Origin of the sequence: Actinoallomurus sp. CA-142502, assembly GCF_050936355.1 — a bacterium.
Taxonomy (GTDB): Bacteria; Actinomycetota; Actinomycetes; order Streptosporangiales; family Streptosporangiaceae; genus Actinoallomurus; species Actinoallomurus iriomotensis.
Genome location: NZ_JBNJMY010000001.1, coordinates 5,830,576 through 5,852,840 on the forward strand (window position 1 = coordinate 5,830,576; position 22,265 = coordinate 5,852,840).

The 22,265-nt window shown below is 72.9% G+C and carries 21 protein-coding genes; 10 read left to right on the plus strand and 11 right to left on the minus strand.

The window, feature by feature from the left end; all coding sequences use genetic code 11:
- Window positions 1–104 precede the first annotated feature (104 nt).
- The gene (locus ACQEV1_RS27810; protein ID WP_433397169.1) at window positions 105–2,765 is read left to right on the plus strand and encodes a methyltransferase domain-containing protein; all 2,661 of its coding nucleotides are present in this window, start codon (window positions 105–107) and stop codon (window positions 2,763–2,765) included.
- A complete protein-coding gene (locus tag ACQEV1_RS27815) occupies window positions 2,765–4,330 on the plus strand; it encodes an ArnT family glycosyltransferase (RefSeq protein WP_433397171.1) in 1,566 nt (521 codons plus the stop codon). Before ACQEV1_RS27810 ends, ACQEV1_RS27815 begins: the two co-directional genes overlap by 1 nt.
- A 7-nt stretch (window positions 4,331–4,337) precedes the next feature.
- Here ACQEV1_RS27815 and ACQEV1_RS27820 read toward each other — a convergent pair whose 3' ends face one another.
- Window positions 4,338–5,354: a class I mannose-6-phosphate isomerase gene (locus ACQEV1_RS27820; protein ID WP_285623690.1), complete on the minus strand. Its 1,017-nt coding sequence runs from the start codon at window positions 5,352–5,354 to the stop codon at window positions 4,338–4,340.
- A gap of 137 nt (window positions 5,355–5,491) precedes the next feature.
- Between ACQEV1_RS27820 and ACQEV1_RS27825 the strand changes: the two genes are divergently transcribed.
- A complete protein-coding gene (locus ACQEV1_RS27825; protein ID WP_433397174.1) occupies window positions 5,492–7,525 on the plus strand; it encodes a phosphocholine-specific phospholipase C in 2,034 nt (677 codons plus the stop codon).
- 60 nt (window positions 7,526–7,585) lie between these two features.
- Here the strand turns inward: ACQEV1_RS27825 and ACQEV1_RS27830 are convergent, their stop codons facing one another.
- Window positions 7,586–8,377: an SAM-dependent methyltransferase gene (locus ACQEV1_RS27830; RefSeq protein WP_433397176.1), complete on the minus strand. Its 792-nt coding sequence runs from the start codon at window positions 8,375–8,377 to the stop codon at window positions 7,586–7,588.
- 269 nt (window positions 8,378–8,646) lie between these two features.
- Between ACQEV1_RS27830 and ACQEV1_RS27835 the strand changes: the two genes are divergently transcribed.
- On the plus strand, window positions 8,647–9,435 hold the full coding sequence (locus tag ACQEV1_RS27835) for a putative protein N(5)-glutamine methyltransferase (RefSeq protein ID WP_433397178.1): 789 nt from the start codon (window positions 8,647–8,649) through the stop codon (window positions 9,433–9,435).
- Window positions 9,436–9,460: 25 nt separating this feature from the next.
- Here the strand turns inward: ACQEV1_RS27835 and ACQEV1_RS27840 are convergent, their stop codons facing one another.
- Together ACQEV1_RS27840 and ACQEV1_RS27845 are read right to left on the minus strand one after the other, a co-directional pair.
- A complete protein-coding gene (locus ACQEV1_RS27840) occupies window positions 9,461–9,619 on the minus strand; it encodes a hypothetical protein (protein WP_433397180.1) in 159 nt (52 codons plus the stop codon).
- A 291-nt stretch (window positions 9,620–9,910) separates the two neighbouring features.
- Entirely contained in the window at window positions 9,911–11,098 is a 1,188-nt protein-coding gene (locus ACQEV1_RS27845) for an MFS transporter (protein ID WP_433397182.1), read from the minus strand.
- 73 nt (window positions 11,099–11,171) lie between these two features.
- Between ACQEV1_RS27845 and ACQEV1_RS27850 the strand changes: the two genes are divergently transcribed.
- Window positions 11,172–11,930 (plus strand): DeoR/GlpR family DNA-binding transcription regulator, encoded by a 759-nt coding sequence (locus tag ACQEV1_RS27850; protein ID WP_285623674.1) that lies wholly within the window; start codon window positions 11,172–11,174, stop codon window positions 11,928–11,930.
- 235 nt (window positions 11,931–12,165) lie between these two features.
- Here ACQEV1_RS27850 and ACQEV1_RS27855 read toward each other — a convergent pair whose 3' ends face one another.
- Window positions 12,166–12,906, minus strand: coding sequence for an SDR family oxidoreductase (locus ACQEV1_RS27855; RefSeq protein WP_285623671.1), 741 nt, complete (start codon window positions 12,904–12,906; stop codon window positions 12,166–12,168).
- A gap of 85 nt (window positions 12,907–12,991) precedes the next feature.
- Between ACQEV1_RS27855 and ACQEV1_RS27860 the strand changes: the two genes are divergently transcribed.
- Window positions 12,992–13,465, plus strand: a complete 474-nt coding sequence (locus tag ACQEV1_RS27860; RefSeq protein ID WP_285623669.1) for an RrF2 family transcriptional regulator — start codon at window positions 12,992–12,994, stop codon at window positions 13,463–13,465.
- Window positions 13,466–13,598: 133 nt separating this feature from the next.
- Window positions 13,599–14,555, plus strand: a complete 957-nt coding sequence (gene ligD, locus ACQEV1_RS27865) for a non-homologous end-joining DNA ligase (protein ID WP_433397186.1) — start codon at window positions 13,599–13,601, stop codon at window positions 14,553–14,555.
- A 16-nt stretch (window positions 14,556–14,571) separates the two neighbouring features.
- Here the strand turns inward: ligD and ACQEV1_RS27870 are convergent, their stop codons facing one another.
- Complete coding sequence (locus ACQEV1_RS27870) at window positions 14,572–15,162, minus strand: dienelactone hydrolase family protein (protein ID WP_433397188.1); 591 nt, start codon at window positions 15,160–15,162, stop codon at window positions 14,572–14,574.
- A 115-nt stretch (window positions 15,163–15,277) separates the two neighbouring features.
- On the opposite strand from ACQEV1_RS27870, the gene ACQEV1_RS27875 reads away from it, so the two are divergent.
- Together ACQEV1_RS27875 and ACQEV1_RS27880 are read left to right on the plus strand one after the other, a co-directional pair.
- Window positions 15,278–15,688, plus strand: coding sequence for a VOC family protein (locus ACQEV1_RS27875; RefSeq protein ID WP_285576153.1), 411 nt, complete (start codon window positions 15,278–15,280; stop codon window positions 15,686–15,688).
- A 42-nt stretch (window positions 15,689–15,730) separates the two neighbouring features.
- Window positions 15,731–16,192, plus strand: a complete 462-nt coding sequence (locus tag ACQEV1_RS27880; RefSeq protein ID WP_433397190.1) for an N-acetyltransferase family protein — start codon at window positions 15,731–15,733, stop codon at window positions 16,190–16,192.
- Window positions 16,193–16,220: 28 nt separating this feature from the next.
- On the opposite strand, the gene ACQEV1_RS27885 is transcribed toward ACQEV1_RS27880, so the two are convergent.
- Together ACQEV1_RS27885 and ACQEV1_RS27890 are read right to left on the minus strand one after the other, a co-directional pair.
- Window positions 16,221–16,538, minus strand: coding sequence for a DUF6204 family protein (locus ACQEV1_RS27885; protein ID WP_433397191.1), 318 nt, complete (start codon window positions 16,536–16,538; stop codon window positions 16,221–16,223).
- A complete protein-coding gene (locus ACQEV1_RS27890; protein ID WP_433397193.1) occupies window positions 16,526–17,179 on the minus strand; it encodes a TetR/AcrR family transcriptional regulator in 654 nt (217 codons plus the stop codon). Before ACQEV1_RS27890 ends, ACQEV1_RS27885 begins: the two co-directional genes overlap by 13 nt.
- A 98-nt stretch (window positions 17,180–17,277) precedes the next feature.
- On the opposite strand from ACQEV1_RS27890, the gene ACQEV1_RS27895 reads away from it, so the two are divergent.
- Window positions 17,278–18,267, plus strand: coding sequence for an aldo/keto reductase (locus ACQEV1_RS27895; RefSeq protein ID WP_285576161.1), 990 nt, complete (start codon window positions 17,278–17,280; stop codon window positions 18,265–18,267).
- A 109-nt stretch (window positions 18,268–18,376) separates the two neighbouring features.
- Here the strand turns inward: ACQEV1_RS27895 and ACQEV1_RS27900 are convergent, their stop codons facing one another.
- Genes ACQEV1_RS27900 through ACQEV1_RS27910 form a run of 3 tightly spaced genes read right to left on the minus strand, consistent with a single transcriptional unit; the run spans window position 18,377 to window position 22,246 of the window.
- Window positions 18,377–19,051, minus strand: a complete 675-nt coding sequence (locus tag ACQEV1_RS27900) for a GntR family transcriptional regulator (RefSeq protein ID WP_433397196.1) — start codon at window positions 19,049–19,051, stop codon at window positions 18,377–18,379.
- Window positions 19,044–21,278, minus strand: a complete 2,235-nt coding sequence (locus tag ACQEV1_RS27905) for a penicillin acylase family protein (protein ID WP_433397198.1) — start codon at window positions 21,276–21,278, stop codon at window positions 19,044–19,046. Before ACQEV1_RS27905 ends, ACQEV1_RS27900 begins: the two co-directional genes overlap by 8 nt.
- Window positions 21,275–22,246 carry an ABC transporter ATP-binding protein gene (locus tag ACQEV1_RS27910; protein ID WP_285623653.1) on the minus strand — a complete coding sequence of 324 codons (972 nt, stop codon included), beginning with the start codon at window positions 22,244–22,246 and terminating at the stop codon, window positions 21,275–21,277. Before ACQEV1_RS27910 ends, ACQEV1_RS27905 begins: the two co-directional genes overlap by 4 nt.
- Window positions 22,247–22,265: the final 19 nt, after the last annotated feature.

Here is a 22,265-nt window from a genome sequence, read left to right on the forward strand (position 1 = left end):
GCCCACCTTCTTCCCCGTCGATACTCCGGCGTCTCCTGCTGGACACCGTCCGTTCGCCGAACACGGCTAGCGTCGCTGGGCCACATCCGACGACAAGAGGCTCAATGGCTAATTCCGATCGCATCTCCGAGGTCTACAAGGGCGAGATCTGGGCCGAAAGCACCCAGCAGGTCGCTCGTGATCGTATCGACTGGCTCGTCGGGCAGGCCACCGGAGACGTCCTGGACATCGGTTGTTCGCAGGGCATCGCCTCGATTCTGTGCGCCCGGCGGGGGCTGACCGTCATCGGGGTGGACATCCAGGCCGACCGCGTCGAATACGCGAAGGCGGAACGCGACGGCGAACCCGAGGACGTCCAGGCGAGGCTCGACTTCCGGCTCGCCGACGGAAACGCACTCGAATTTCCCGACGCGTCATTCGACACCGTCATCATGGGCGAGATCGTCGAACACTCCCCCGACGCCTCCCCCCTGCTCGCCGAGGCGGCCCGCGTGCTGCGGCCGCGGGGCCGACTCGTGCTCACCACGCCGTTCGGGCTGAGCCGCCACCACGACCACTACGCCACGTTCTACGTGGCCTCTCTGGTGCGCCTGCTCGCGCCGCACTTCACCGTCGAGGACCTCGACATCGTCGACCGGTACCTGCGGACGGTCTCGCGGCCGGGGGCGATGGCCGACCCGGACCGGCTGATCGTCGAGTCCCAGCCCCTCATGGAGCGGGCGCTGGTCGCGATCCAGGAGGCGGTGCAGGACGAGAAGGAGCGGATGCGCCGCTACGACATCGCCATCGCGCGGTACGAGCAGGTCAACGCGCGGATGAAGAACCTCGAGGCGCGTCTGGCGCACCAGTCCTACCGCACCGAGTACGTCACCTGGCAGCTGAAGTCGGCCAAGTCGCGCAAGTGGTGGCGGCTCGGCGAGGCGCTGTGGAGCGCCAAGCGTCCCTCGCAGGCGCTGAAACTGCCCAGGAGCGTCGCCACCGCCCTGAAGGCCGCGCCGCGCCTGGACGAGCCCAAGCCGGAGACGACGGCGGGCTCACCGGACCTGTCGGGCCACTACTCGGCGATCAACATCCCCGAGGTGGCCGTCCCGGACGGGCCGGTGGCGCGCGACATCAAGGTCGCGGTCATCCTCGACGTGTTCTCCACCGGCGCCTTCCGGTACGAGTGGGAGCAGATCACCTTCGGCCCGGACGACTGGCGGGAGGTGCTCGAACGCGAACGTCCGTCGATGCTGTTCGCCGAGTCGGCCTGGCACGGCAACAGCGGCCGGTGGGCCACGATGATGAGCGCGGCCGGCGCGCCCAAACAGCCGGTGCGCGACCTGGTCGCCTGGTGCGGGGAGCAGGGCATCCCGACGGTCTTCTGGAACAAGGAGGACCCGCCGAACTTCGACCGTTTCATCGAGACGGCCAAGCTGTTCGACCACGTGTTCACCGTGGACGCCGACTGCATCCCGCGCTACGTGGAGGCGGTCGGTCACGACCGCGTCGCGCTGCTGTCGTTCGGCGCCCAGCCGCGCATCCACAACCCGGTCGCGGTGCCGGGCGGGCGCAAGCACGAGGTCGCGTTCGCCGGGACGTACCACGCGAAGAAGTACCCCGAGCGTGCCGCGCAGATGGACACGATCCTCGGTCCGGCGCGCGAGTTCGACCTGCACATCTACAGCCGGATCTCCGACGACCCGGACTTCGCGTTCCCGCCGCAGTACGCCGACCACATCGTCGGCTCGCTCCCGTACGAGCGGATGCTCGCGGCCTACAAGGCGTACAAGATCTTCCTGAACGTCAACTCGGTGACCGAGTCGCCGACGATGTGCGCCCGCCGGGTGTTCGAGCTGTCCGCGTGCGCCACGCCGGTCGTGTCGGGGCACTCCCGCGCGCTGGAGAACGTCTTCGGCGACCTCGTACGGCTCTCCTCCGCGCCCCGGCAGACCACCGAGGCGCTGGTCGAGCTGATGAAGGACGCCGACCTGCGCGACCGCGTCGGTCACCTGGCCATGCGGGAGGTCTTCGCCAAGCACCTGTACGGCCACCGGGCCGAGACCGTGCTGACCGCCGCCGGGGTGTCCGCGCCCCGCCGCGAACGCTCCATCTCGGTGATCCTGCCGACCAACCGGCCCGACCAGATCGACCACGCCATCGCCCAGGTCGCCGCGCAGGACCACCGGCCGCTCCAGCTCGTCCTCGTGCTGCACGGCATCCCGGCGGACGGCGTGGAGGCGCGGGCGCGGGCCGCCGGGCTGGAGAACGTCGTCGTGCTGTCCGCCGACTCCTCGCTGACGCTCGGCGCGATCCTCAATCTCGGCATCGACGCCGCCGACGGCGCGTACCTGGCCAAGATGGACGACGACAACCTCTACGGACGTCACTACCTGAGCGACCTGGCGTACGCCTTCGACTACACGACGGCGGGCCTGGTCGGGAAGGGCGCGCACTACTGCGAGATGCGCACGCACGGCGTCACGCTGCTGCGCTTCCCGCACCTGGAGCACACCGAGGCCGAACTCATCCAGGGCGGCACGATCCTGGCCGACGGCGACGCGATGCGGAAGCTGCGCTTCTCCGACCTGCCGCGCGCGGTCGACAGCGACCTGTTGCGGCGTGCGCAGGCCGAGGGTGTCGGGATCTACTCCGGTGACCGCTTCAACTTCGTGTCCGTGCGCGGCGACCGTGAGGCGCACACCTGGAAGGTGAGCGACGCGGAGCTGATGCGGCACGGCCGCGTGGCGTTCCACGGTCCGGCCGGGGAGAACGTGCTGTTCTGATGCTCGACACCGCCTCCGAGCCGGTCACCGAGCGGCGCGGGACGTCCTCGTGGCGTCCCGCGGTCGTCCTCGGCGCCGTCCTGACGCTGCTCTACGCCGTGCTGCTGCTGTGCGACCTGTCCGTGCCGCAGCCGGTCGACCACAGCCGCTACATGGACGCGGCCCGGTCGTTCCCGTCCCGGCCGAAGGACCCGATCTTCGACCACCAGTACCTGCGCATCGGCCTGACCGGGCCGACGGCGCTGGTCATGAAGGTGTTCGGGTACTCCGAAGTGACCTACCACGCGTTCCCCGTGGCGGCGGCGCTGCTGCTGTTCGCCTCGGTGTACGCGATCGGCTGCATGCTGTTCGGGCGTCTCGTCGGCGTCCTCTCGGCGGGCGTGCTCGGCTGCGTGGGGATCGTCGTCGTGGCGGGCACCGAGCTGCTGCCGGACCTGCCCGCGACGGCGCTGTTCACGGCGGCCGTGGCGCTGACGATCGCGGTGCGCGAGGGACTGCTGCCGTGGCGGCGGCTCTGGCTCGTCGTCATCGGCGTGCTGATGGGGTGGAGCTACCTCACGCGCGAGTTCATCGTGTTCGTCTGGCCGCTGGTGCCCGCGCTGCTGTGGCGGCGGATCGGGCGGTGGGAGTGGCTGTGGGGGCTCGTGCCGGTGGCCCTCACCGGGATCGGCGAGACCGCGCTCAACGCCCACCTGTACGGCGACCCGCTCGCCCGGTTGCACGCGGGGTCGGGCCTCGGCGACCTGCCCTCGCGCCCGGAGGTCGCCAGGACGTTCCACAACCTGCCGCTGTGGGTGTACCTGTGGCGGCTCCCCCAGCAGCTCGGCCACCTGGCCGAGGCGCCCGGAATGCTGCTGCTGCTCGCGCTGACGCTCGCCGCCGGGATGTACGTCGTCGTCCGCCTGGTGCGCCGCACCTCGACGCTGCCCGAACGCCGGGTGGGGGTGTTCGCGCTGTGGCTGATGCTGCTGTGGGTGCCGCTCACGCTGGAGGGCGGGGTGCTGAACCCCGCGCACCCGAAGCTGCGGCTGCAACTGCTGCGCTACTGGTATCCGATCTTCCCGGCATTCGTGCTGGGCGGCGTCGCCGCGCTGTGGGTCGCCGTCCGCGCGCTGCGGCCGGCCGGCCGGCGGGGTGCGCTCGCGGCCGGCGCGGTCGTCTCGTGCGTCGCGGTGGCCACGGCCGCGTTCGCCGTCGTCGGCCGGCCCGGCATGCCGGGCTGGGCCGGGTCGGACCGGGTCCGCTCGGACGCGCTGCCGGAGTTCCGCTCCTGGCTGGCCCGATCGCAGGCGCGGACGGTGTGGGTGGACGCCAAGCTCTTCCGGATCCTGCCGATCTACTTCGTGACCTCGACGGGGCACCGGGTCTGGCGCGGGAACATGCGTCCGATGACCGCCTCGGCCCGGCCGCCGTCGGGCGACTACGTGGTCGTCTACAGCGTCGGCAGCGACGCCTGCCCGCGCTGCGGCGACGCCGCGCGCGCCGTCCTGCCGACGGTGCCGCCGGCCTGGCGGCCGGTCATGACCAGCCACGACCGCCTCCTGCACGTGTGGCAGGTGGCCTGAGGCGCGGTCACACCGGCGGGCGGCAGCGGATCGCGGTGACCTCGCCGCGCAGCACGCACTCGCCGGAGGCGTACGGGACCAGCAGCGTGTGACCGGCGCGCACGTCGACCGGTTCGGCGTGCGCGGACTCCAGCGTGCCCGCGCCCTCGACGACCACGACGACCGAGAAGGCCGGGTCCAGCACGCCGACCGGGTCGGGCCGCAGGCGCTCGGCGGCGAAGAAGGCGTCCGCGGCCTCGGGGAACAGCCGGTCGACGCCGGGGCGCACGCCGCGGCCGGCGCGGCGGGTCCGGCGCAGGTCCTCGATCCGGCCGGTGTCCCAGGAGGCGCGGTCGACGCAGCCCAGCGCCTGGTCGAACCCGAGCCCGAGGTGACCCGCCTCGGGCTCGATGTCGTAGCCCTCCCACTCCAGCAGGAGCGAGAAGTCGGTCGGCTCCTGGACCTCGACGAGCAGGATGCCCTCGCCGATCGCGTGCGGCACGCCCGCCGGGCAGACGACGGCGTCGCCGGGCCGTACGGGGACGCGGTTCGTCGCGGCCAGCATCTCGGCCACCCGCTGCCCGCCGACCCAGCCCGCGAGTTCCTCCGGGGCCACGTCCCGCGCGAACCCGAGGTGGACGGCGGCGTCCGGCGCCGCGTCGACGATGATCCACGCCTCCGTCTTGCCGTACGGCGAGGCCAGGTGCGTGCGCGCGAACGCGCGGTCCGGGTGGACGTGCAGCGGCAGCCGCTCGCCCGCGTCGAGGAGCTTGACCAGGATCGCCGGATCGGCCCCGTGCGCGGCGACGTGCTCCGGGCCGAGCCACCGCTCGGGGTCCGCGGCGATCGCCTCGGCGAGGGATCGCCCGTCCGGCAGCGTGCTCAGGCCGGCGGGCGCCGCGCCGGCGCGCGCGGTGACCGACCCGATCCAGTCCTCCGGGTGGTACGGGTCGGCCTTCGGCGGGTCGCCGCGGAAGCGGTCGATGCGCCCGGCGCCCCGGTAGAACGAACGCGGCATGTTGCCAGAAAGCGTGATAGGTCGCACGGGTCCCATCCTCCTATGCCCTCACGATCAAGGTTGGTCCAGCCTTTCCCGCCCGTTTCCCCGGCTGCCGCGCGTCGTTGCCGGGCGCCTGAGAGCACTGACACGCCCCACCGAGTCGATTTCTGAGGCAGGCTGCCATGACCGGCATCAACCGGCGAAGATTCATGCGACTGGCGGGCGGCACCGCCGCGGCGTCCGCGCTCTCCACCAGCATCGCCCGCGCCGCCGAGATTCCCGCGAACCGCCGTACCGGCACGCTGCGCGACGTCGAGCACATCGTCGTCCTCATGCAGGAGAACCGCTCCTTCGACCACTACTTCGGCACGCTCCGCGGCGTACGCGGCTTCGGCGACCCGCACCCGGTGACCCTGCCGAGCGGCAGGCCGGTCTGGTACCAGTCCGACGGGACGCGCGACGTGCTGCCCTTCCGCCCTGAGGTCGACGACCTCGGCATGGTGTTCCTGCAGGACCTGGACCACAGCTGGAACGGCGGGCACGCCGCGCTGAACCAGGGCCGCTACGACCGGTGGATCCCGGCCAAGACCGCCACGACGATGGCGTACTTCACGCGCGAGGACATCCCGTTCCACTACGCGCTGGCGGACGCGTTCACGATCTGCGACGCCTACCACTGCTCGCTGCTCGGGCCGACCGACCCGAACCGCTACTACATGTGGAGCGGCTACACCGGCAACGACGGCAGGGGCGGCGGACCGGTCCTGGGCAACGACGAGCTGGGCTACTCCTGGACGACCTATCCCGAGCGGCTCGAACAGGCCGGGATCTCCTGGAAGATCTACCAGGACGCCGGCGACGGCCTCGACGCCGCGGGCTCGTGGGGCTGGACCCAGGACGCCTACATCGGCAACTACGGCGACAACTCGCTGCTCTACTTCGACCAGTACCGCGGCGCGAAGCCGGGCGACCCGCTGTACGACAAGGCCCGCACCGGCACGAACGCCAAGGGCGGCCAGGACCTCTTCGAGATCCTCAAGGCCGACGTGACGAACGGGAGGCTCCCGCAGATCTCCTGGATCGTCGCGCCCGAGGCGTTCACCGAGCACCCGAACTGGCCGGCCAACTACGGCGCCTGGTACCTGTCGCGGATCCTCGACACACTGACCGCCGACCCCGAGGTGTGGAGCCGGACCGCGCTGTTCATCTGCTACGACGAGAACGACGGCTTCTTCGACCACGTCGTGCCCCCGTACGCCCCCGCGGACCCGGCCCGCTCGACCGTGGACCTCACCGGGGAGCGGTACGAACCGCCGGCCGGAGGCGGCGACGCCGCCGGGCCGTACGGCCTGGGCCAGCGGGTGCCGATGTTCGTCGTGTCGCCGTGGAGCAAGGGCGGCTGGGTCGACTCGGAGGTGTTCGACCACACGTCGATCATCCGGTTCATGGAGCGGCGCTTCGGTGTGCGCGAGCCGAACATCTCGCCCTGGCGGCGTGCGGTGTGCGGCGACCTGACCTCGGCGTTCGACTTCGGGCGTACCGCCACGCGGGTGCCCCGGCTACCCGACACCAGCCGCTACACGCCGCCGGACCGCGACCGGCACGACGACTACGTGCCCAAGCTCCCGCCGAAGCCGGCGCTGCCGAGACAGGAGCCCGGCCTGCGTCCCGCCCGGCCGCTGCCGTACGACCTGGCCGCCGACGGCCGCGTCGTCTCCGGCGGCCTGCGGATCGACTTCGCCAGCCGCGGCGCGACCGGAGCGAGCTTCCACGTGACGTCGGCGACGCACGCGGACGGGCCGTGGACCTTCACCGCCGGGGCCGGCCGGCGGCTGTCCGGCGAGTGGGTGCCGGGCGCGTACGACGTCGCCGTGCACGGCCCGAACGGGTTCCTGCGACGGCTGCGCGGACCCGGCACGGCGGGCCCGGAGGTGTCCGCGCGCCACGACGGCGCGGGCGAGCGGGTGCGGCTCGTGCTGACGAACGGCGGGAACACGATCGTCCGGCTGACGGTCGAGGACGCCGGCGGGCACGCGTCGGAGTACCGGATCCGCCCCGGCGGCAGCGCGACGCACGACGCGCGGACACGCGTCAGCCACGGCTGGTACGACCTGACGGTCACCTCCGACCAGGACCGGACGTTCCTGCGCCGCCTGGCCGGTCACGTGGAGACGGGCCGCCCCAGCACGAGCGACCCGGCCCTCGGCGCGCGCTGAGGCATCGGTGAGCGGCACCGTCCCGGTCGCGGGGCGGTGCCGTCGTCTCAGGGCTTGGTCTCAGGGCTTGCGGCCGACGGCGGCGACGGCGAGCCGCAGCACGGGGTGTTCCTCCGCGGAGTCCTCGGTGCCGTTGGGGCGCCAGTCGGGGACGCGCACCAGCCCCGGCTCGACCAGCTCAAGGCCGTGGAGGAACCCGCGGACCTGGTCGGGGGTGCGGAAGAAGCCACGGCCGATGCCCTGGCGCATCGCGGTCTCGGCGGCCTTCTCACCGGGCGTGCCGGCCTCGACCAGGTGGTGGAGGAACACGTGGCTGCCGGACGGGAGCGCGGCGATCAGGCGGGCGATGAGGCCGGCCGGGTCCTCCTCGTCGCTGACGTAGTGGACGATGCCGCAGAGCAGCAGCCCGACGGGCCGGTCGAAGTCGATCTCGACGCGCACCTCCGGCGCCTCCAGCAGCCGCTCGGGCTCGCGCAGGTCCCGGTCGACCACGGCCACGCCGGAGCTGCCGGCCAGCAGCGCGCGGGCGTGCGCCAGCACGATCGGGTCGTTGTCGACGTAGATCACGCGGGTCTCCGGGGCGATGCTCCGGGCGACCTCGTGCACGTTCCCGGCGGTGGGCAGCCCGGAGCCGATGTCGACCAACTGGCGGATGCCGGCCTCACCGACCATGTAGCGGATCGCCCGGCCCAGCACCATCCGCTGGGCGCGCACGCCCAGGTGGACCTCGGGCAGGGCCTTCTTGATCCTGTCGCCGACCTCGCGGTCCGGGGTGAAGTTGTCCTTTCCGCCGAGGAGGTAGTCATAGACCCGGGCGATGCTCGGCCGGGTGATGTCGACCCCCTGTGGCACTCGCCCTTCGGCATGAGTCGTCCCCCCGCCGTCCCCGACACCCGTCACCACACGCCCTCCTCCGAAATGTCGTAAAGATCATGAATTGCGCCAGCCTAGTCGCCGGAGCCGGCTCGTGCCGCTCCACGGCCGGGTCCGGTAATGTTGCGGTCTCCGGCGACCGAGGAGGTGAGCCCCATTACCGCCATCACAGGCCGGGCGCTCTCTTCTTCGTCGACTCGCCTCGGATAGGTGACACGAGGGCGCCCTCAGCATCGAAAGGCGTTCTCATGACTTCACCCCTGTCCCCCGCCTCCGTCGTCACCAGGCTGCGCGCCGCCGGCTGCGTCTTCGCCGAGGACGAGGCGCGGCTGCTCGTCTCCGCCGCCCGCACGCCGGATCACCTCACCGCCATGGTGGAACGCCGGGCCTCCGGGCTGCCGCTCGAGCACGTACTCGGCTGGGCGGAGTTCTGCGGCCTGCGCGTCGCCGTCGACGCCGGGGTCTTCGTGCCCCGCCGCCGCACCGAGTTCCTCGTCCGCCGGGCCGTCGCGCTGGCGAGCGAGGTGTCCCGGCCGCTCGTCGTGGTGGACCTGTGCTGCGGCTCGGGCGCGGTGGGCCTCGCGCTGGCGACAGAGCTGGCACCGGTCGAACTGCACGCCGCCGACGTCGATCCGGCCGCGGTGCGCTGCGCCCGGCGCAACCTCGCGGGCACGGGCCACGTCCACGAGGGCGACCTGTACGAGCCGCTGCCCGCCGAGCTGCGAGGGCGCGTCGGCGTCCTGGCCGCGAACGTCCCGTACGTGCCCACCGGGGAGGTGGCGCTGCTGCCCGCGGAGGCACGCGAGCACGAGGCGCGGGTCGCCCTCGACGGCGGCGCCGACGGCCTCGACCTCGTACGGCGCGCGGCGGCCGAGGCGCCCGCCTGGCTCATCCCCGGCGGCCACCTGCTGGTGGAGACGAGCGAACGCCAGGCGCCGCTCGCGGCCGCGGCCTTCGACGACGCCGGGCTGCTCCCCCGCGTGGTCACCTCGGAGGAGGAGCACGCCACCGTCGTCACCGGCACCCGCCCGTCCTGAACACCTCACGCGGCCCGGACGGGCGTCAGCGGGCCGCCTCCTCGGCCGGTTCGCCGGCGACGTGGCGGCGGCACCCGAGGCTGCAGAACCCGTGGGTCGTGCCGTCGTGTTCCAGGGTGGCCACCATGTCGCCGGCGACCATGCCGTACACCGGGTCGATGAGCGCCTCGGGATCGTCCGGCACCGGAGTGTCGGTCTGGCCTCGGTGATCATCTCGATGAGCGCCGTCTCGCCGACGACCCGGCCGAACACCCCGTATCCGCCCTCCGGCACGCCGACGACCTGGACCTCGACGACCGGCTCGCGGTGGCACCGCTCAGGTTCGGGATCCGCCGGCGCGAGCGCCCGGGTGATGCTCGCGATGAAGAACGGACTCAAAGGCTTGCGCCAGGGACCCGGTACGTACGCGTGCCACGTGGCGCGGCGGCTCGGCCGGTCCCAGCGCACGCCCGCCGACGATCCGGGTACCGCACGGTCACGGATTCACCGTCTCGGCCTCGCGGTGCGGGGCGGGCTCGTGCCGGGGGCGCAGGACGCCGGCCGTGACGGCGGCGGTGACGCAGAACGCCACGGGCAGGAAGAACGTGACGTTGAGCGGCACGAGGCGCGTCAGCGGCCCGATGACCGCCGGGCCGGCGAGCATGCCGAGGTAGCCGAGCCCGGCGACGCGGGAGACGTTGGTGGCGGCGGCGTCCTGATCGGCGTGGCCGGCGGCGCTGAAGAGCTGGGGGACGCAGCCGGACAGCCCGGCCCCGAACACCGCCCAGCCCGCCAGGGCCAGCGGGACCCAGGGCGAGAGCGCCGCGACGGTCAGGCCGAGCGCGGCCACGGCCGCGCCACGGCGGAGCACGGCCGCCGGGCCGATGCGCGCGGTCACCCGGTCGGCGACCAGGCGGCCCGCGGTCATGGCCGCGGAGAAGGCGCCGTACGCGAACGCGGCCGTGGAGGCGGGCGCGTCCAGCACGTTCCGCAGGTGCAGCACGCTCCAGTCGTTCGCGACGCCCTCACACAACATGATCATCAGGGCGAGCGCGGCCAGCGCCCAGATGTGCCGCGGCGTCCGGCGCCGCGGCCGTACGGGCGCGGCCTCCTCCGGGGCGCGGGGTTCGGCCCGCAGCAGCGCCGGGGCCGCGAGCGCGGTGACGGCCAGGCCGAGGACGGCGACCGCGCCGAGCGACGCCGCCGGGCTCCAGCCCCAGCTCAGCGTGCGGGCGCCGACGAGCGAGGCGAAGACGCCGCCGACCGAGTAGGCGGCGTGGAAGGCGGACATGACGGGCCGCGGGTACTCGCGCTCGACCTGGACGGCGTGCGCGTTCATGGAGACGTCCATGGCGCCGGTGCCGAAGCCGTACACGACCAGCGCCGCGGCGAGCGTCCCGGCGTTCGTCGCCAGGCCGGGCAGGACCACGGACGCGGCGGCGAGGCAGGCGCTCAGCGGTACGACCGCACGGGCCCCGAAACGGTCGGTGAGCGGGCCGGAGACCTGCATCCCGGCGAAGGCCCCCGCGCCGAGCACCAGCAGGAGCCAGCCGAGCACGGCGTGGTCGACGCCCACCCGGTGCTCGACGCTGGGGATGTGGACCACCCACATGCCCATCAGGAAGCCGTTCAGGACGAAGTAGGCGAACGTGGCCAGCCGGCCGGCTCGCAGCGATCTCTCCATGCTGCGAACATAACGAACAACTTTTTTGTTCGTAAGCCTGTTTTTCGCGCGCTGACTGTGTTCAATGGGTGTCATGACCGGTACGGACCGACTGAGACAGATCACCGAGGCCGTCTGCGAGGCGGGCAGCGTCGGCGTCGCGGAGCTGGCCCGGCTCACCGGCGCCTCGGAGATGACCATCCGGCGCGACCTGGAGGTCCTGGCCGCCCAGGGCGTGCTCCAGCGGTACCGCGGCGGGGCGCGAAGCCTGGTGCTGCGCGGCGAGGGGCCGCCCTTCGCGCTGCGGTCCCAGGAGGGCCTGGAGGCCAAGCGGCGCATCGCCGCCGAGGCCGCCGCGCTCATCGCCGACGGCGAGTCCGTCGTCCTGGACAGCGGAACCACCTGCCTGGAGGTGGCGCGGGCCCTCGAAGGACGGCGCGTGACCGTGATGCCACTGTCCCTGCACGCGGTCAACGTCCTGAGCGGCGCCCCCGAGGTGACGCTGCTGGTGCCCGGCGGCCGGCCCCGGCCGGCCGAGCTGGCGCTGGCCGGACCGCTGACCGAGGCGTCACTGGCCGCCCTGCGCTTCGACACGGCGGTCATCGGCTGCTGCGGCCTGAACGCCGCCAACGGCCTGACCGCCTACGACCTCGACGACGCCGCGGTCAAGCGCGCCGCGATCGCCTCGTCCCGCCGTGTCATCGCGGTGACCGAGGCCGCCAAGCTGACCCGTACCGCCCTGGCCCACGTCGCCCCGGTCTCCGCCCTGCACGCGGTCGTCACCGACACCGCGGCCCCGGACGAGGAGACCGCCCGCCTGACCGCGGCCGGCACCGTCGTACACCGAGCCTGACCCCGGCCGAGGACAGCACCGCGACGGCCACCGCCGCACGCGGGCCCGTGCGGGCCCCAGGGCACCGCAAGATGGAGGTAGCCCCGAGTACGGCGCCAACGCTCACGTCTCGCCGTACCGCCGGGGACGGCCTCCCCGGGCGGGCACCACCCGTCACCGCACGTGGGCTCGTACCGGCCGGCAGGGCACCGAGACGGGCGTCGCCGGGGCCCCGGATCCGGCCGTGCCGGCCTCTTCAGCGGGTCGCGAGCCACTCGTCGAAGGTGGTCGGGGCGATGTGGGCGTCCTCGCCGGGCAGGAGCGCGTTGCCGGCCATGTCCGGGCCGAACAGGCCCGTCCACGTCGGCACGAGCTTCACCGTGCGGCCGCGCGCCTGGTGGGTGCGCCGGGCCATGTCCACCAGGTCCTGCGGCTCGGGTCCCGCGACGTCGGGATGGCGCCCCTGCGGCGTGCCGGTGGCGACCTCGGCGAGGATGGCGGCGACGTCCTCGGGCGCGACCGGCTGGATGAGCAGCGGCGCGATCGTGGCCACGCCGTCCCGCTCGGTCCAGCTCGCCACCGTCGCGGCGAAGTCGTGGAACTGTGTGGCCGGGACGATCGTCCACGGCACCGGACCCGCGGCGACCAGGCGCTCCTGCTCTCGCTTGCCGGCGTAGTGCGCGTTGCCCTCGACCCGGTGGATCCCGGCGATCGACAGCAGCACGTGGTGGCGGGCCCCGGCGCGTTCCTCGGCGGCGAGCAGGTTCCGCGTGGCGGTACGGAAGAAGTCCACCGTCGCCTCAGGGTCGGCCGACGTGGCGTTCGTCGCGTCGACGACGGCCTCGACACCGGCCAGGGCCGCGTCGAGGCCCGTACCGGTCACCAGGTCGACGCCGAGGGAGCGGCTGACGCGGACGACGTCGTGGCCGGCCCGCTGGAGCGCGGCGACGGTGAGCGCTCCGATGTTGCCGGTCGCACCGGCGACGGCGATTCGCATGATGATCTCTCCTCGTCTCTCAGTCCGAGACCTGACGCTATCTCGGACTAAAAAGATCCGCAATATCTCCGATAAGCTCAGGATCATGAAGTTGCCCGTGAGCACCGAATGGCTTCTGCACTGCGCCACGACGCTGGCCCAGCTCGACCCGGGCACCACCGCGTCGGCGGCCCAGCTCGCGCAGTACTACGACCTGCCGGCGGCCTATCTGGCCAAGCAACTCCAGGCGCTGGTCAGGAGCGGCGCGCTGGCGGCGACGACGGGCCCCCGAGGCGGGTTCCGGCTGGCCCGCCCCGCCTCCGAGATCACGCTTCTGGACATCGTCGAGGCGGTCGACGGCGCCGCCTCGCCGTACGAGTGCCGGGAGATCCGCCAACAGGGACGCGGGGCGCTGTCTCCCGAGGAGTGCCGGAACACCTGCGTCCTCGCCGAGAAGATGGCGGACGCGCATGAGGCCTGGCGGCGCAGCCTCGCCGCGACCTCGCTCGCCGACGTCCTCGCCACCCTGCCCCCGTCCGCCCCCGAACGCACCCGCCGGCGCATGGCAGGCGCCACATAGCCTCAGCAGCGAGGCCATCGACTACGTGGCTGCATGATCACCACCGTCACGCTCGGAGGAACCCGCATCCTTCCGCGAAAACGTCGGTGGAGCGCCCGCGAACTGGGTAGTGGTCCAGTTCAGAGGTCTGATCATGAGCGAACTACCAAGGCGCATACCGGCGATGATGGCCGCGCTCCGGCCCGCGCTCCCCCACGACGACGACAACTGGGCGTTCGAGCTGAAGTGGGACGGGGTGCGCGCCGTCGCCTACGTACGGGCGGACGGGCTGGAGCTGATCTCCCGCAACGACAAGGACATGGCCCGGTCCTACCCCGAGCTCCGGGCGCTCACGGGGATGGTCCACGAGCCGGTGGTGCTGGACGGCGAGATCGTCGCGCTGCGCGACGGGCGTCCCGACTTCGGCCTGCTGCAGTCCCGGATGCACGTCCAACGGCCGACCGACCGTCTGGTCCGCTCCACACCGGTCGCCTACTACGTCTTCGACCTGCTCCATCGCGGCGACCGGTCGCTCCTGGCCGAGCCCTACACGGCCCGCCGCCGGGCACTGGAGGAGCTCGACCTCAACACCGACCCGGTCTTCACACCGCCGTGGTGGCGGGGAGGCGGCGATGCCGTCCTGGCCGCCAGCATCGAGCAGGGCCTGGAAGGGGTCGTCGCCAAGCCCCTGACCTCCCGCTACCTGCCCGGCCGCCGGGGCCCCTGGATCAAGGTCAAGAACGTCCGCCACCAGGAGGTCGTCGTGGCCGGCTGGACACCCGGCGAAGGCCGCCGGGCCGACATGATCGGATCCTTGATCCTCGGCGTCTACGACGACCACGGCCTCAGGTACGTCGGCAACGTCGGCACCGGCTTCACCGAGACGAACCTCCACGAACTCGCCGATCGCCTGCATCCGCTGGAGCACCCCGACAGCCCCTTCGACACCACCGTGCCGGGCCCGGTGGCCCGTACCGCGCACTGGACCGAACCCGAACTCGTCGGCGAGGTCGCCTTCACCGAGTGGACCGGCGACGGCCACCTAAGGCATCCCAGCTGGCGCGGCCTCCGCCCGGACAAGCAACCAGAGCAGGTCACCCGGGAAACGTGAGGGGAGTACGCGGTCGCTAAGCGAGATCTGACACGCGGTGGCGCGCCTTCTCGAGCAGTCCGTCCACGTGTCGCCAAGTGCGGTCGGCGGCGACGGGGTCGTGGTCGGGCAGACTCGGGTCGGTGTAGAAGTGACCGGCGCCGGGATAGGTGTGCAGCAAGAGCTCAGCGCCCGCGTGTTCCGCGCTGGCCCGGAGGGCGGCCATCTGCTCGGGCGGGGCGAACCGGTCGCCGTCGGCGACGTGAGCCTCGACAGGCGTGCCGGCGGGAACGCCCGGGGGCACGGAAGCGGTCGCGTGGAGGAGGAACACGCCGGCCGCCGTGGGCCTGTCCGGCCAGAGGGTGCCCACCACGCCCACTCCCATCGAGAACCCGCCGAGAACCGTACTGGGAGGCAGGTCCCGGACGGCGGCGCGCGCACGCGCCACGATCGTCTCCCAGCCGATCCGCTCCATGAGCGCGAACCCGTCCTCCAGGGCCGGCACGCCGCCCGCGACCTCGCCGGCGAAGAGGTCGGGTGTGACGACATGGTGACCGGCGGCGCGCAGGCGCTCAGCCGCGCTCAGCTCCACCGGCCGCAGCCCGAACATCGAATGGAAGAGGACCACCGTGAGGCGTCCCCCCGCACCAATATTCATCGGAACGTTCTACACCCCGCCGCACCGCCGATGCGAGATGATCTCCACCGTCACTCATCGGTGCCTACTGTGAATGGAGCAGGCCATGGCCGGGCCGCTCGACACCGCACATGCCATCACCAAGCTCCCCGTCCAGGATCTCGACCGAGCGCGGCGGTTCTACCGCGACCGCCTCGGCCTTGAGGCGGTCGAGGAGCGCGAGGGCGGTCTCCGCTACGTGTGCGGGACGACCGAGTTCCACCTCTTCCTCTCGTCCGGCTCCGCCTCGGGCACCTCAACGCAGATCGGCTTCGAGGTGGACGATCTCGACCGGGTCGTCGCCGAGCTACGGGCGCGCGGACTGCGGTTCGAGGCGGTCGATGTCCCCCACTTCAACGTCGAGGGCGACATCGTGACCGTCCCCGGCAACTACCCCAGCAAGGGACGCGGCGAGCGCGGCGCGTTCTTCCGCGACAGCGAGGGGAACCTGCTGGCGCTCGGGCAGGCGACCCCCTGACCGTCCCGCCGTCCGCGAGCGGCCTCTGGAATGATCCCGGTCATGAGCGAGAGCCCGCGTCCGCGACCCGCGGAACCTGACGACTACGACCGCATCGTCGGGGTGGTGGACGACTGGTGGGGCCGGCCGATCAGTGCGAGCCTGCCCCGGCTGTTCCTGGACCACTTCCACCGCACCAGCCTGGTGGCCGAAGACGGCGACGGGCTGGCCGGGTTCCTCATCGGACTGCTCTCTCCCTCGCTGCCCGACTCGGCCTACATCCACTTCGTCGGCGTCGCGCCGCGTGCTCGTCGTGGCGGGCTGGCCCGGGACCTCTACCAGCGGTTCTTCGACCTCGCCGTGGCCGAGGGCCGTACGAAGGTCAAGGCGATCACGTCCCCCGTGAACCAGCGGTCCATCGCCTTCCACACGGCGATGGGCTTCACGGCCACCGGCCCGGTCGCCGACTACGACGGCCCCGCCGTCGACCGCGTCGTCTTCCAGCGGGAGCTGCCGCTCCCCTGAGGCGGGCGGCCCTGATCGCCGACCGGGGTCACGCCTCGTCCCTCTCCTCGTAACGCCGCCGGCCCTTCCGGCGGATCTTGATGTCGCGCATGTCGGTCACCGCCACCCGGAGGATCCGGTAGGGGTATCCGTACGCGTCCAGCGCCGCGACGGCCCGCTCGGTGGCCTCCGTCTCGCCGTCCTCGGGACCGGCCGGCACCTGGCAACGGAAGGTGAACGCCGAGAGGCCGCGGTCACCGGTGAAGGTGCCCGCCTCGGTGAAGGCGGCCGCGAAGGCGTCGCCGCCGGTGAGCACGTCGGCGTCGTTCAGTTCGCCGAACGTGCCACGAATCGTCACTCTGAACACGGCCGGTCCTCTCGTACGGCGTAGGCGAGCAGGCGTTGGCCGAGCAGTTCCTCGACGGTGTCTAGAAGTTCGAGCACCGCCGTGGCGATCTCGTCGGGGCCCTGCCCGGCGGTGACGCGCTCGCCGATCTCGGCGAAGACCAGCGCGTGGAACCAGCCGATCTGGGCCGCCACGACACGCGGTCGCGGGTCGTCCGGCGCCGCTGCGGTCTCCGCGGCGAGCACGGCGGCGAGGGCCTCGGTCATCTGCCGGCCCAGCTCGTCCAGCCGGGCGAGCAGGGTGGGCGCGGCCCGCATCATCTGGAAGACGCGGCCGAACCCCTCGGTCAGCCCCAGCTTGCGGTCGCGACGACGCACCTCATCCCGGAGCCGCGCCAGCACCGCCCGCGCGGCGGACTCGCCGGGTGCCCGCTGCCGCACGATGTCGGCGAGCCGCTGCGGCGACGCCTCGTCCGGAGGCAGAACGAGTTCCTCCTTGGCGTCGAAGTAGTTGTAGACGGTGTTGACGGACACGTCCGCCATGGCGGCGACCTCGGTGATCGTGACGTTCTCGAAGCCTCGCTCGACGAACAGGCCGGTGGCCACGTCGGAGATCCGCTGCCGCGTCTGACGCTTCTTCCGCTCTCGCAGCCCCTCTTCCATGAGCGAAACTATAACCGACTCCAAACTTTCAGCTCACTTCATTTTTTCCGGCAGGCCAAGTGTGCCGATGGCCGCTCGAACTGATTGGCTGGGCGGTCATGGACTACACGCAACTCGGACGGACCGGCCTCAAGGTGAGCCGGCTGGTGCTCGGCACGATGAACTTCGGGCCGCTGACCGACGAACCCGACGCCCACGCGATCATGGACGCGGCGCTCGACGCGGGCGTCAACTTCTTCGACACCGCGAACGTCTACGGCTGGGGCGAGAACAAGGGACGCACCGAGGAGATCATCGGCACCTGGTTCGCCCAGGGCGGCGGCCGGCGTGACAAGACGGTCCTGGCCACGAAGGTCTACGGGAACATGGCCGCGGACGGCGACGCCTGGCCGAACCACGACCGGCTCTCCGCGGTCAACATCCGCCGGGCCGTCGACGCCTCCCTCCGGCGGCTCGGCACCGATCGCATCGACCTCTACCAGTTCCACCACATCGACCGGAACACGCCCTGGGACGAGATCTGGCAGGCGATGGACGTCCTGGTCCAGCAGGGCAAGATCCTCTACGTCGGCTCCTCCAACTTCCCCGGCTGGAACATCGCCCGGGCGAACGAGACGGCGGCGCGGCGCGGCTCGCTTGGGCTCGTCAGCGAGCAGTGCCTGTACAACCCGGCCGAGCGGCGGGCGGAGATGGAGGTCATCCCGGCCGCCGAGGCGTACGGCCTGGGAGTGATCCCCTGGTCCCCGCTGCACGGCGGCCTGCTCGGCGGCGTCCTGCGCAAGGAACAGGAGGGCCGGCGCTCGACGTCCGGGCGCGCGGCCGACGCCCTGGCCGACCCCGACGAGCGGGCGCGGATTCAGGCGTACGAGGATCTGTGCGACAAGCACGACGTAGCGCCCGGAGAGGCCACTCTCGCGTGGCTGCTCACCCGGCCCGCGGTGACCGGGCCGATCGTCGGCCCTCGTACGCGGGAGCAGCTCGACTCGGCGCTGCGGGCGGTGGAGCTGGAACTGCCGCAGGAGTTCCTCGACGGCGTGGACGAGATCTTCCCCGGCCCCGGCCCCTCTCCGGAGGCGTTCGCCTGGTGAGAGAGGGCGAGGGCCGAAGCCCTCGTCCGTAGCGAGCGGTGGAGGGCCGGCCGGATCCCGGCCGACGTGGCGAGGCGTCGTCCGGGCGTGGGGCGCTGAGACGGGCCCGTCAGAAGGGCGACGTGCCCTGCTCGGGCAGTACCTTCTCCAGAGCACGGATGACCTGGGCGACGTGCCGTCGGGCGGCCTGCTCGGCGGCGGCGGTGTCGCCGGACCGGAGCGCGTCCACGATCTCCACGTGCTCGTCCAGGCTCGCCCGCGGACGCCCCGGCACGGCGGTGGTGAGGTTGTGCCCGAGCCGCAGCTGGGCGGTCAGCAGGTCGGCGATGGCGGTCAGGCGCCGGTTGGCCGAGCCGCGCCAGATGAGCGCGTGGAACTCCCGGTCCAGTTCGGCGTACGTCTCCACCTCGCCGGCCTCCAGCGCGGTCCGCTGGCCCTCGATCAGCTCGTGGAGCCGGTCGAGCAGGCCGGCGGGCCGGGTGCGCGCGATGTGCCGGGCCGCGAGGGCGTCGATCGCCGACCGCAGCTCGTAGATGTCGCGCATGTCGGCGGCGGTCATCTCGGCGACGAAGTACCCCGAGTGCTTGCGCGCGACGAGGAACCCCTCGCGTTCGAGGATGGCGAGCGCCGCCTTGACGGGGGTCGGCGAGATGCCGAGCCGCTCGGCGAACGGGCGTACGGTGACGCGCTCGCCGGGCAGCAGCCGGCGTTCGAGCACGGCCTGGCGCACGGCCTCGTACGCGGAGCGGACCAGGCTGTTCAGCTCCGGGGGCGCTTCAGTCACCGGTCCCCCAGGCGGGGCGCATCGGCACGAGGCGGTGCCGCGTCCAGGGCTCCAGCTGGTCGGCGTAGTGCCGGTCGCCGGGCCGGCCGGAGGCTCCGCCCGGGATCACCCAGGCGGACCCGTCCAGGTCGGCGAGGTCGAGCACCTGCCGGTACACCGACAGGTTCGTGATGTGGAACGGCGTGCCCTCTCTCCAGCCGTACGCGCCGTTCTGGATGGTCTCGTTGTCACCGCCGATGCCGGCCGGCGGAGGGTCGAGACCGGGCCCGGCGACCGTGTGCAGCGTGTGCCGGGCGGCCGTACGGTGCACCTCGCCCCAGGGCTTCGGGGACTCCGCGTCCCCGCACGCCTGCCGCCAGGCCGCGTCGAGCGCCTCGGTGAGCAGGTCGTCGCCGAGCGAGGCGGCCGGCCACGCGCCGTCCTCCGGGCGCGGCCAGGTGAGCGCGGCGAACCAGCGGCGCAGCAGCACCGGCACTCCGGGCAGACCGGAGTCCATCAGCCACGAGCGCGTGCCCGCGCCGAGCTCGCGATCCAGCAGGCGCCGCGCCAGCGCGCGGCGGAAACAGGCGTGCACCAGGCCGACGGTACTCGTGGCGCTGAGGTCCCCACCACCGGCGGCGAGAAGCGCACGGGCCCGCTCGGCCGCCCCCGCGTACGGCCCGCGCCCGGCGAGCAGCTCCGCCCACTGCCGCGCCGCGACCGAGACCGTGTCCCCCTGCCAGCCCACCATGTCATCGGCGCCGAGCCGCCCAGGGCCGGAGTTCGCCGACGCGGCGAGTTCGTGGATTCGTTCGGAGCGGTAGCAGTCGTTCATCGAGTGGGACACGAACGGGCGTTCCGTGGCGGTCACGGTGTTGTTCGCGGTCACGATGATGCCCTCGGGCGGGTCCTCGACCCGCGGCATCTCGGTGAACGGCACGCGTCCGCGCCAGGCATGTCGCCGCTCCCAGCCGGGCACCGGGACCTGGGTCGGCGCCAGGCCGTCCCGCGCGGGCAGTTCGCCGCGCAGCAGGTAGCCGATGTGCCCGCCGGTGTCGGCGGCGACCAGGTTGTTCAGCGGGTCGACCCAGCCCTCCTGCCCGTCCAGCAGCGTGCGCACGTCGGCGGCCACCAGCATCCGCCGGAGCACGCCGAACTGGGCGCACGGCCGGTCCGTCGCGGTCCAGCGCAGCGAGAGCGCGGCGCCGCTCGCCGGGTCGCCGTGCACGACGGGGCCGTTCGGCGTCACGCGGCACGGCTCGACGTGGTCCTCGCCGCCCCGTACGGCGATCCGCTCCTCGCGGGCCGGCGCGGGTTCCCAGCCGGTCGCCGTGCGCACCTCCGTACCCTCACGGCGGAAGTGCTCGACGTAGAGGTCCTGCGCGTCGCCGGCGGCGTTGGTGATCGCCCAGCCGACCCGGCCGTTGTGCCCGAAGTGCGGGAAGCCGGGCAGGCCGGGGAAGGTGGCGCCCGACACGGTGAACTCCGGGCAGCGCACGTGCGCCTGCCAGTAGGCGTTCGGCGTGTCGAGGGCGCGATGGGAGTCGTTGACCAGCAGCGGCCGGCCCGTCCTCGTACGCCCGGCGCCGATCGCCCACGCGTTGGACCCCCCTTCGGCCTCCGCCAGGAAGCCGAGGTGCGCGGCGGCGCTCTCGACGTCCTCGCGGGCACGCTCGGCCAGTGCCACCCGCGGGTCCTCGCGCGGGATGCGGCCCAGCGGCGGCACCGTCACCCGCATGCCGGGCAGCGGCCGGGGGTCGAGGACGTCGGCCGCCCGGCGTCCCGCCCGCGCGCGCAGTACGGCGCGGGCGACCTTGTACTGCCAGACGCCCATCAGCACGTGGCGGATCTTGAACGCCAGCACCGAGTCGCGGGGCGTCCACTCCTTCCACGCGATCCCGGCGATCGCGTACTCCGGCGGCGGCCCGGACGCGCGGACGCACGCGTTGACCCCGTCCGCGTACCGCTCGAACGTCGCGGCGGTGCCCGGGTCCATGGCGGTCAGGTCCCGTTCCGCCGCGTCGGTCAGCCGGAGGCGCCGGGCCAGCCGGTCGGCCGGCAGCGCCGCCGCCCCCACCACCTCGGCCCACCGCCCGCGCGCCCGCCTCCGGTCGTACTCCAGCTGCCACAGGCGGTCCTCCGCCGCCGCCCAGCCCAGACCGAACCAGGCGAGCGGCTCGGACTCCGCGTCGATCGAGGGGATCCCGTACGCGTCCCGGGTGATCGTGAGGCCGTCCGGAAGGCTCACGCCGCACCGGCCCGCGACGACTCGGCGTAGTGGCAGGCCGCCTTGCGCTCCGTGCCGGGCAGTGCGCGCAGCGGCGGGTCGTCGGTGCGGCACAGCCCGGTGGCGAGCGGGCAGCGCGGCGCGAACGCGCAGCCGCGGCCCCGGCTCAGCGCGCCCGGCGTCTCCCCCGCGACCGCGACCGGCGCCGGGTCCCGGTCCCGTACGCGCGGGCGCGGGGCGGCGGCGAGCAGCAGCCGTGTGTACGGGTGGCGCGGGTCGGCGAACAGCTCGCCGGCCGGTCCCTCCTCGACGATCCGGCCGAGGTACATCACCGCGACCCGCTGGGCCAGGTGGCGTACGAGCGCCAGGTCGTGGCTGATGAACAGGTACGTGATGCCGCGCTCGTCCTGCAACCGCCGCAGCAGGTTCACCACCTGGGCCTGAACCGACACGTCGAGCGCGGACACCGGCTCGTCGCAGACGACGAAGGCCGGGTCGAGCGCGATGGCGCGGGCGATCGCCACCCGCTGACGCTGGCCGCCGGACAGCTCGTGCGGGTACCGGCTCGCGAGCGCCGGGTCGAGGCTCACCGTCGCCAGCAGCTCACGCACCCGGGCCGGGACGTCGCCGCCGGCGTGGTGCACCCGCAGCGGCTCGGCGACGATCCGCTCGACGGTCATCCGGGCGTTGAGCGCGTCGTAGGGGTCCTGGAAGACCGGCTGCATCGTGCGGCGCAGCGCACGCAGGTCACGCCGGCCCAGCGCGTGCACCTCCTGGCCGGCCACGGTGACCCGGCCGGCGTCGGGACGTTCGAGCGCGAGCAGCAGCCGGCCGGTCGTGGACTTGCCGCAGCCGGACTCGCCGACGAGCGCCAGCGTGGTGCCGCGCTCGACGCGCAGGTCGACGCCGTCCACCGCGGCGAGCGTGCCGCGTCCGCGTACGGGATAGTGCTTGACCAGGCCCTCGGCCACCACGAGATGATCGGTCACTGGTGCGCCCTCCTCGGTG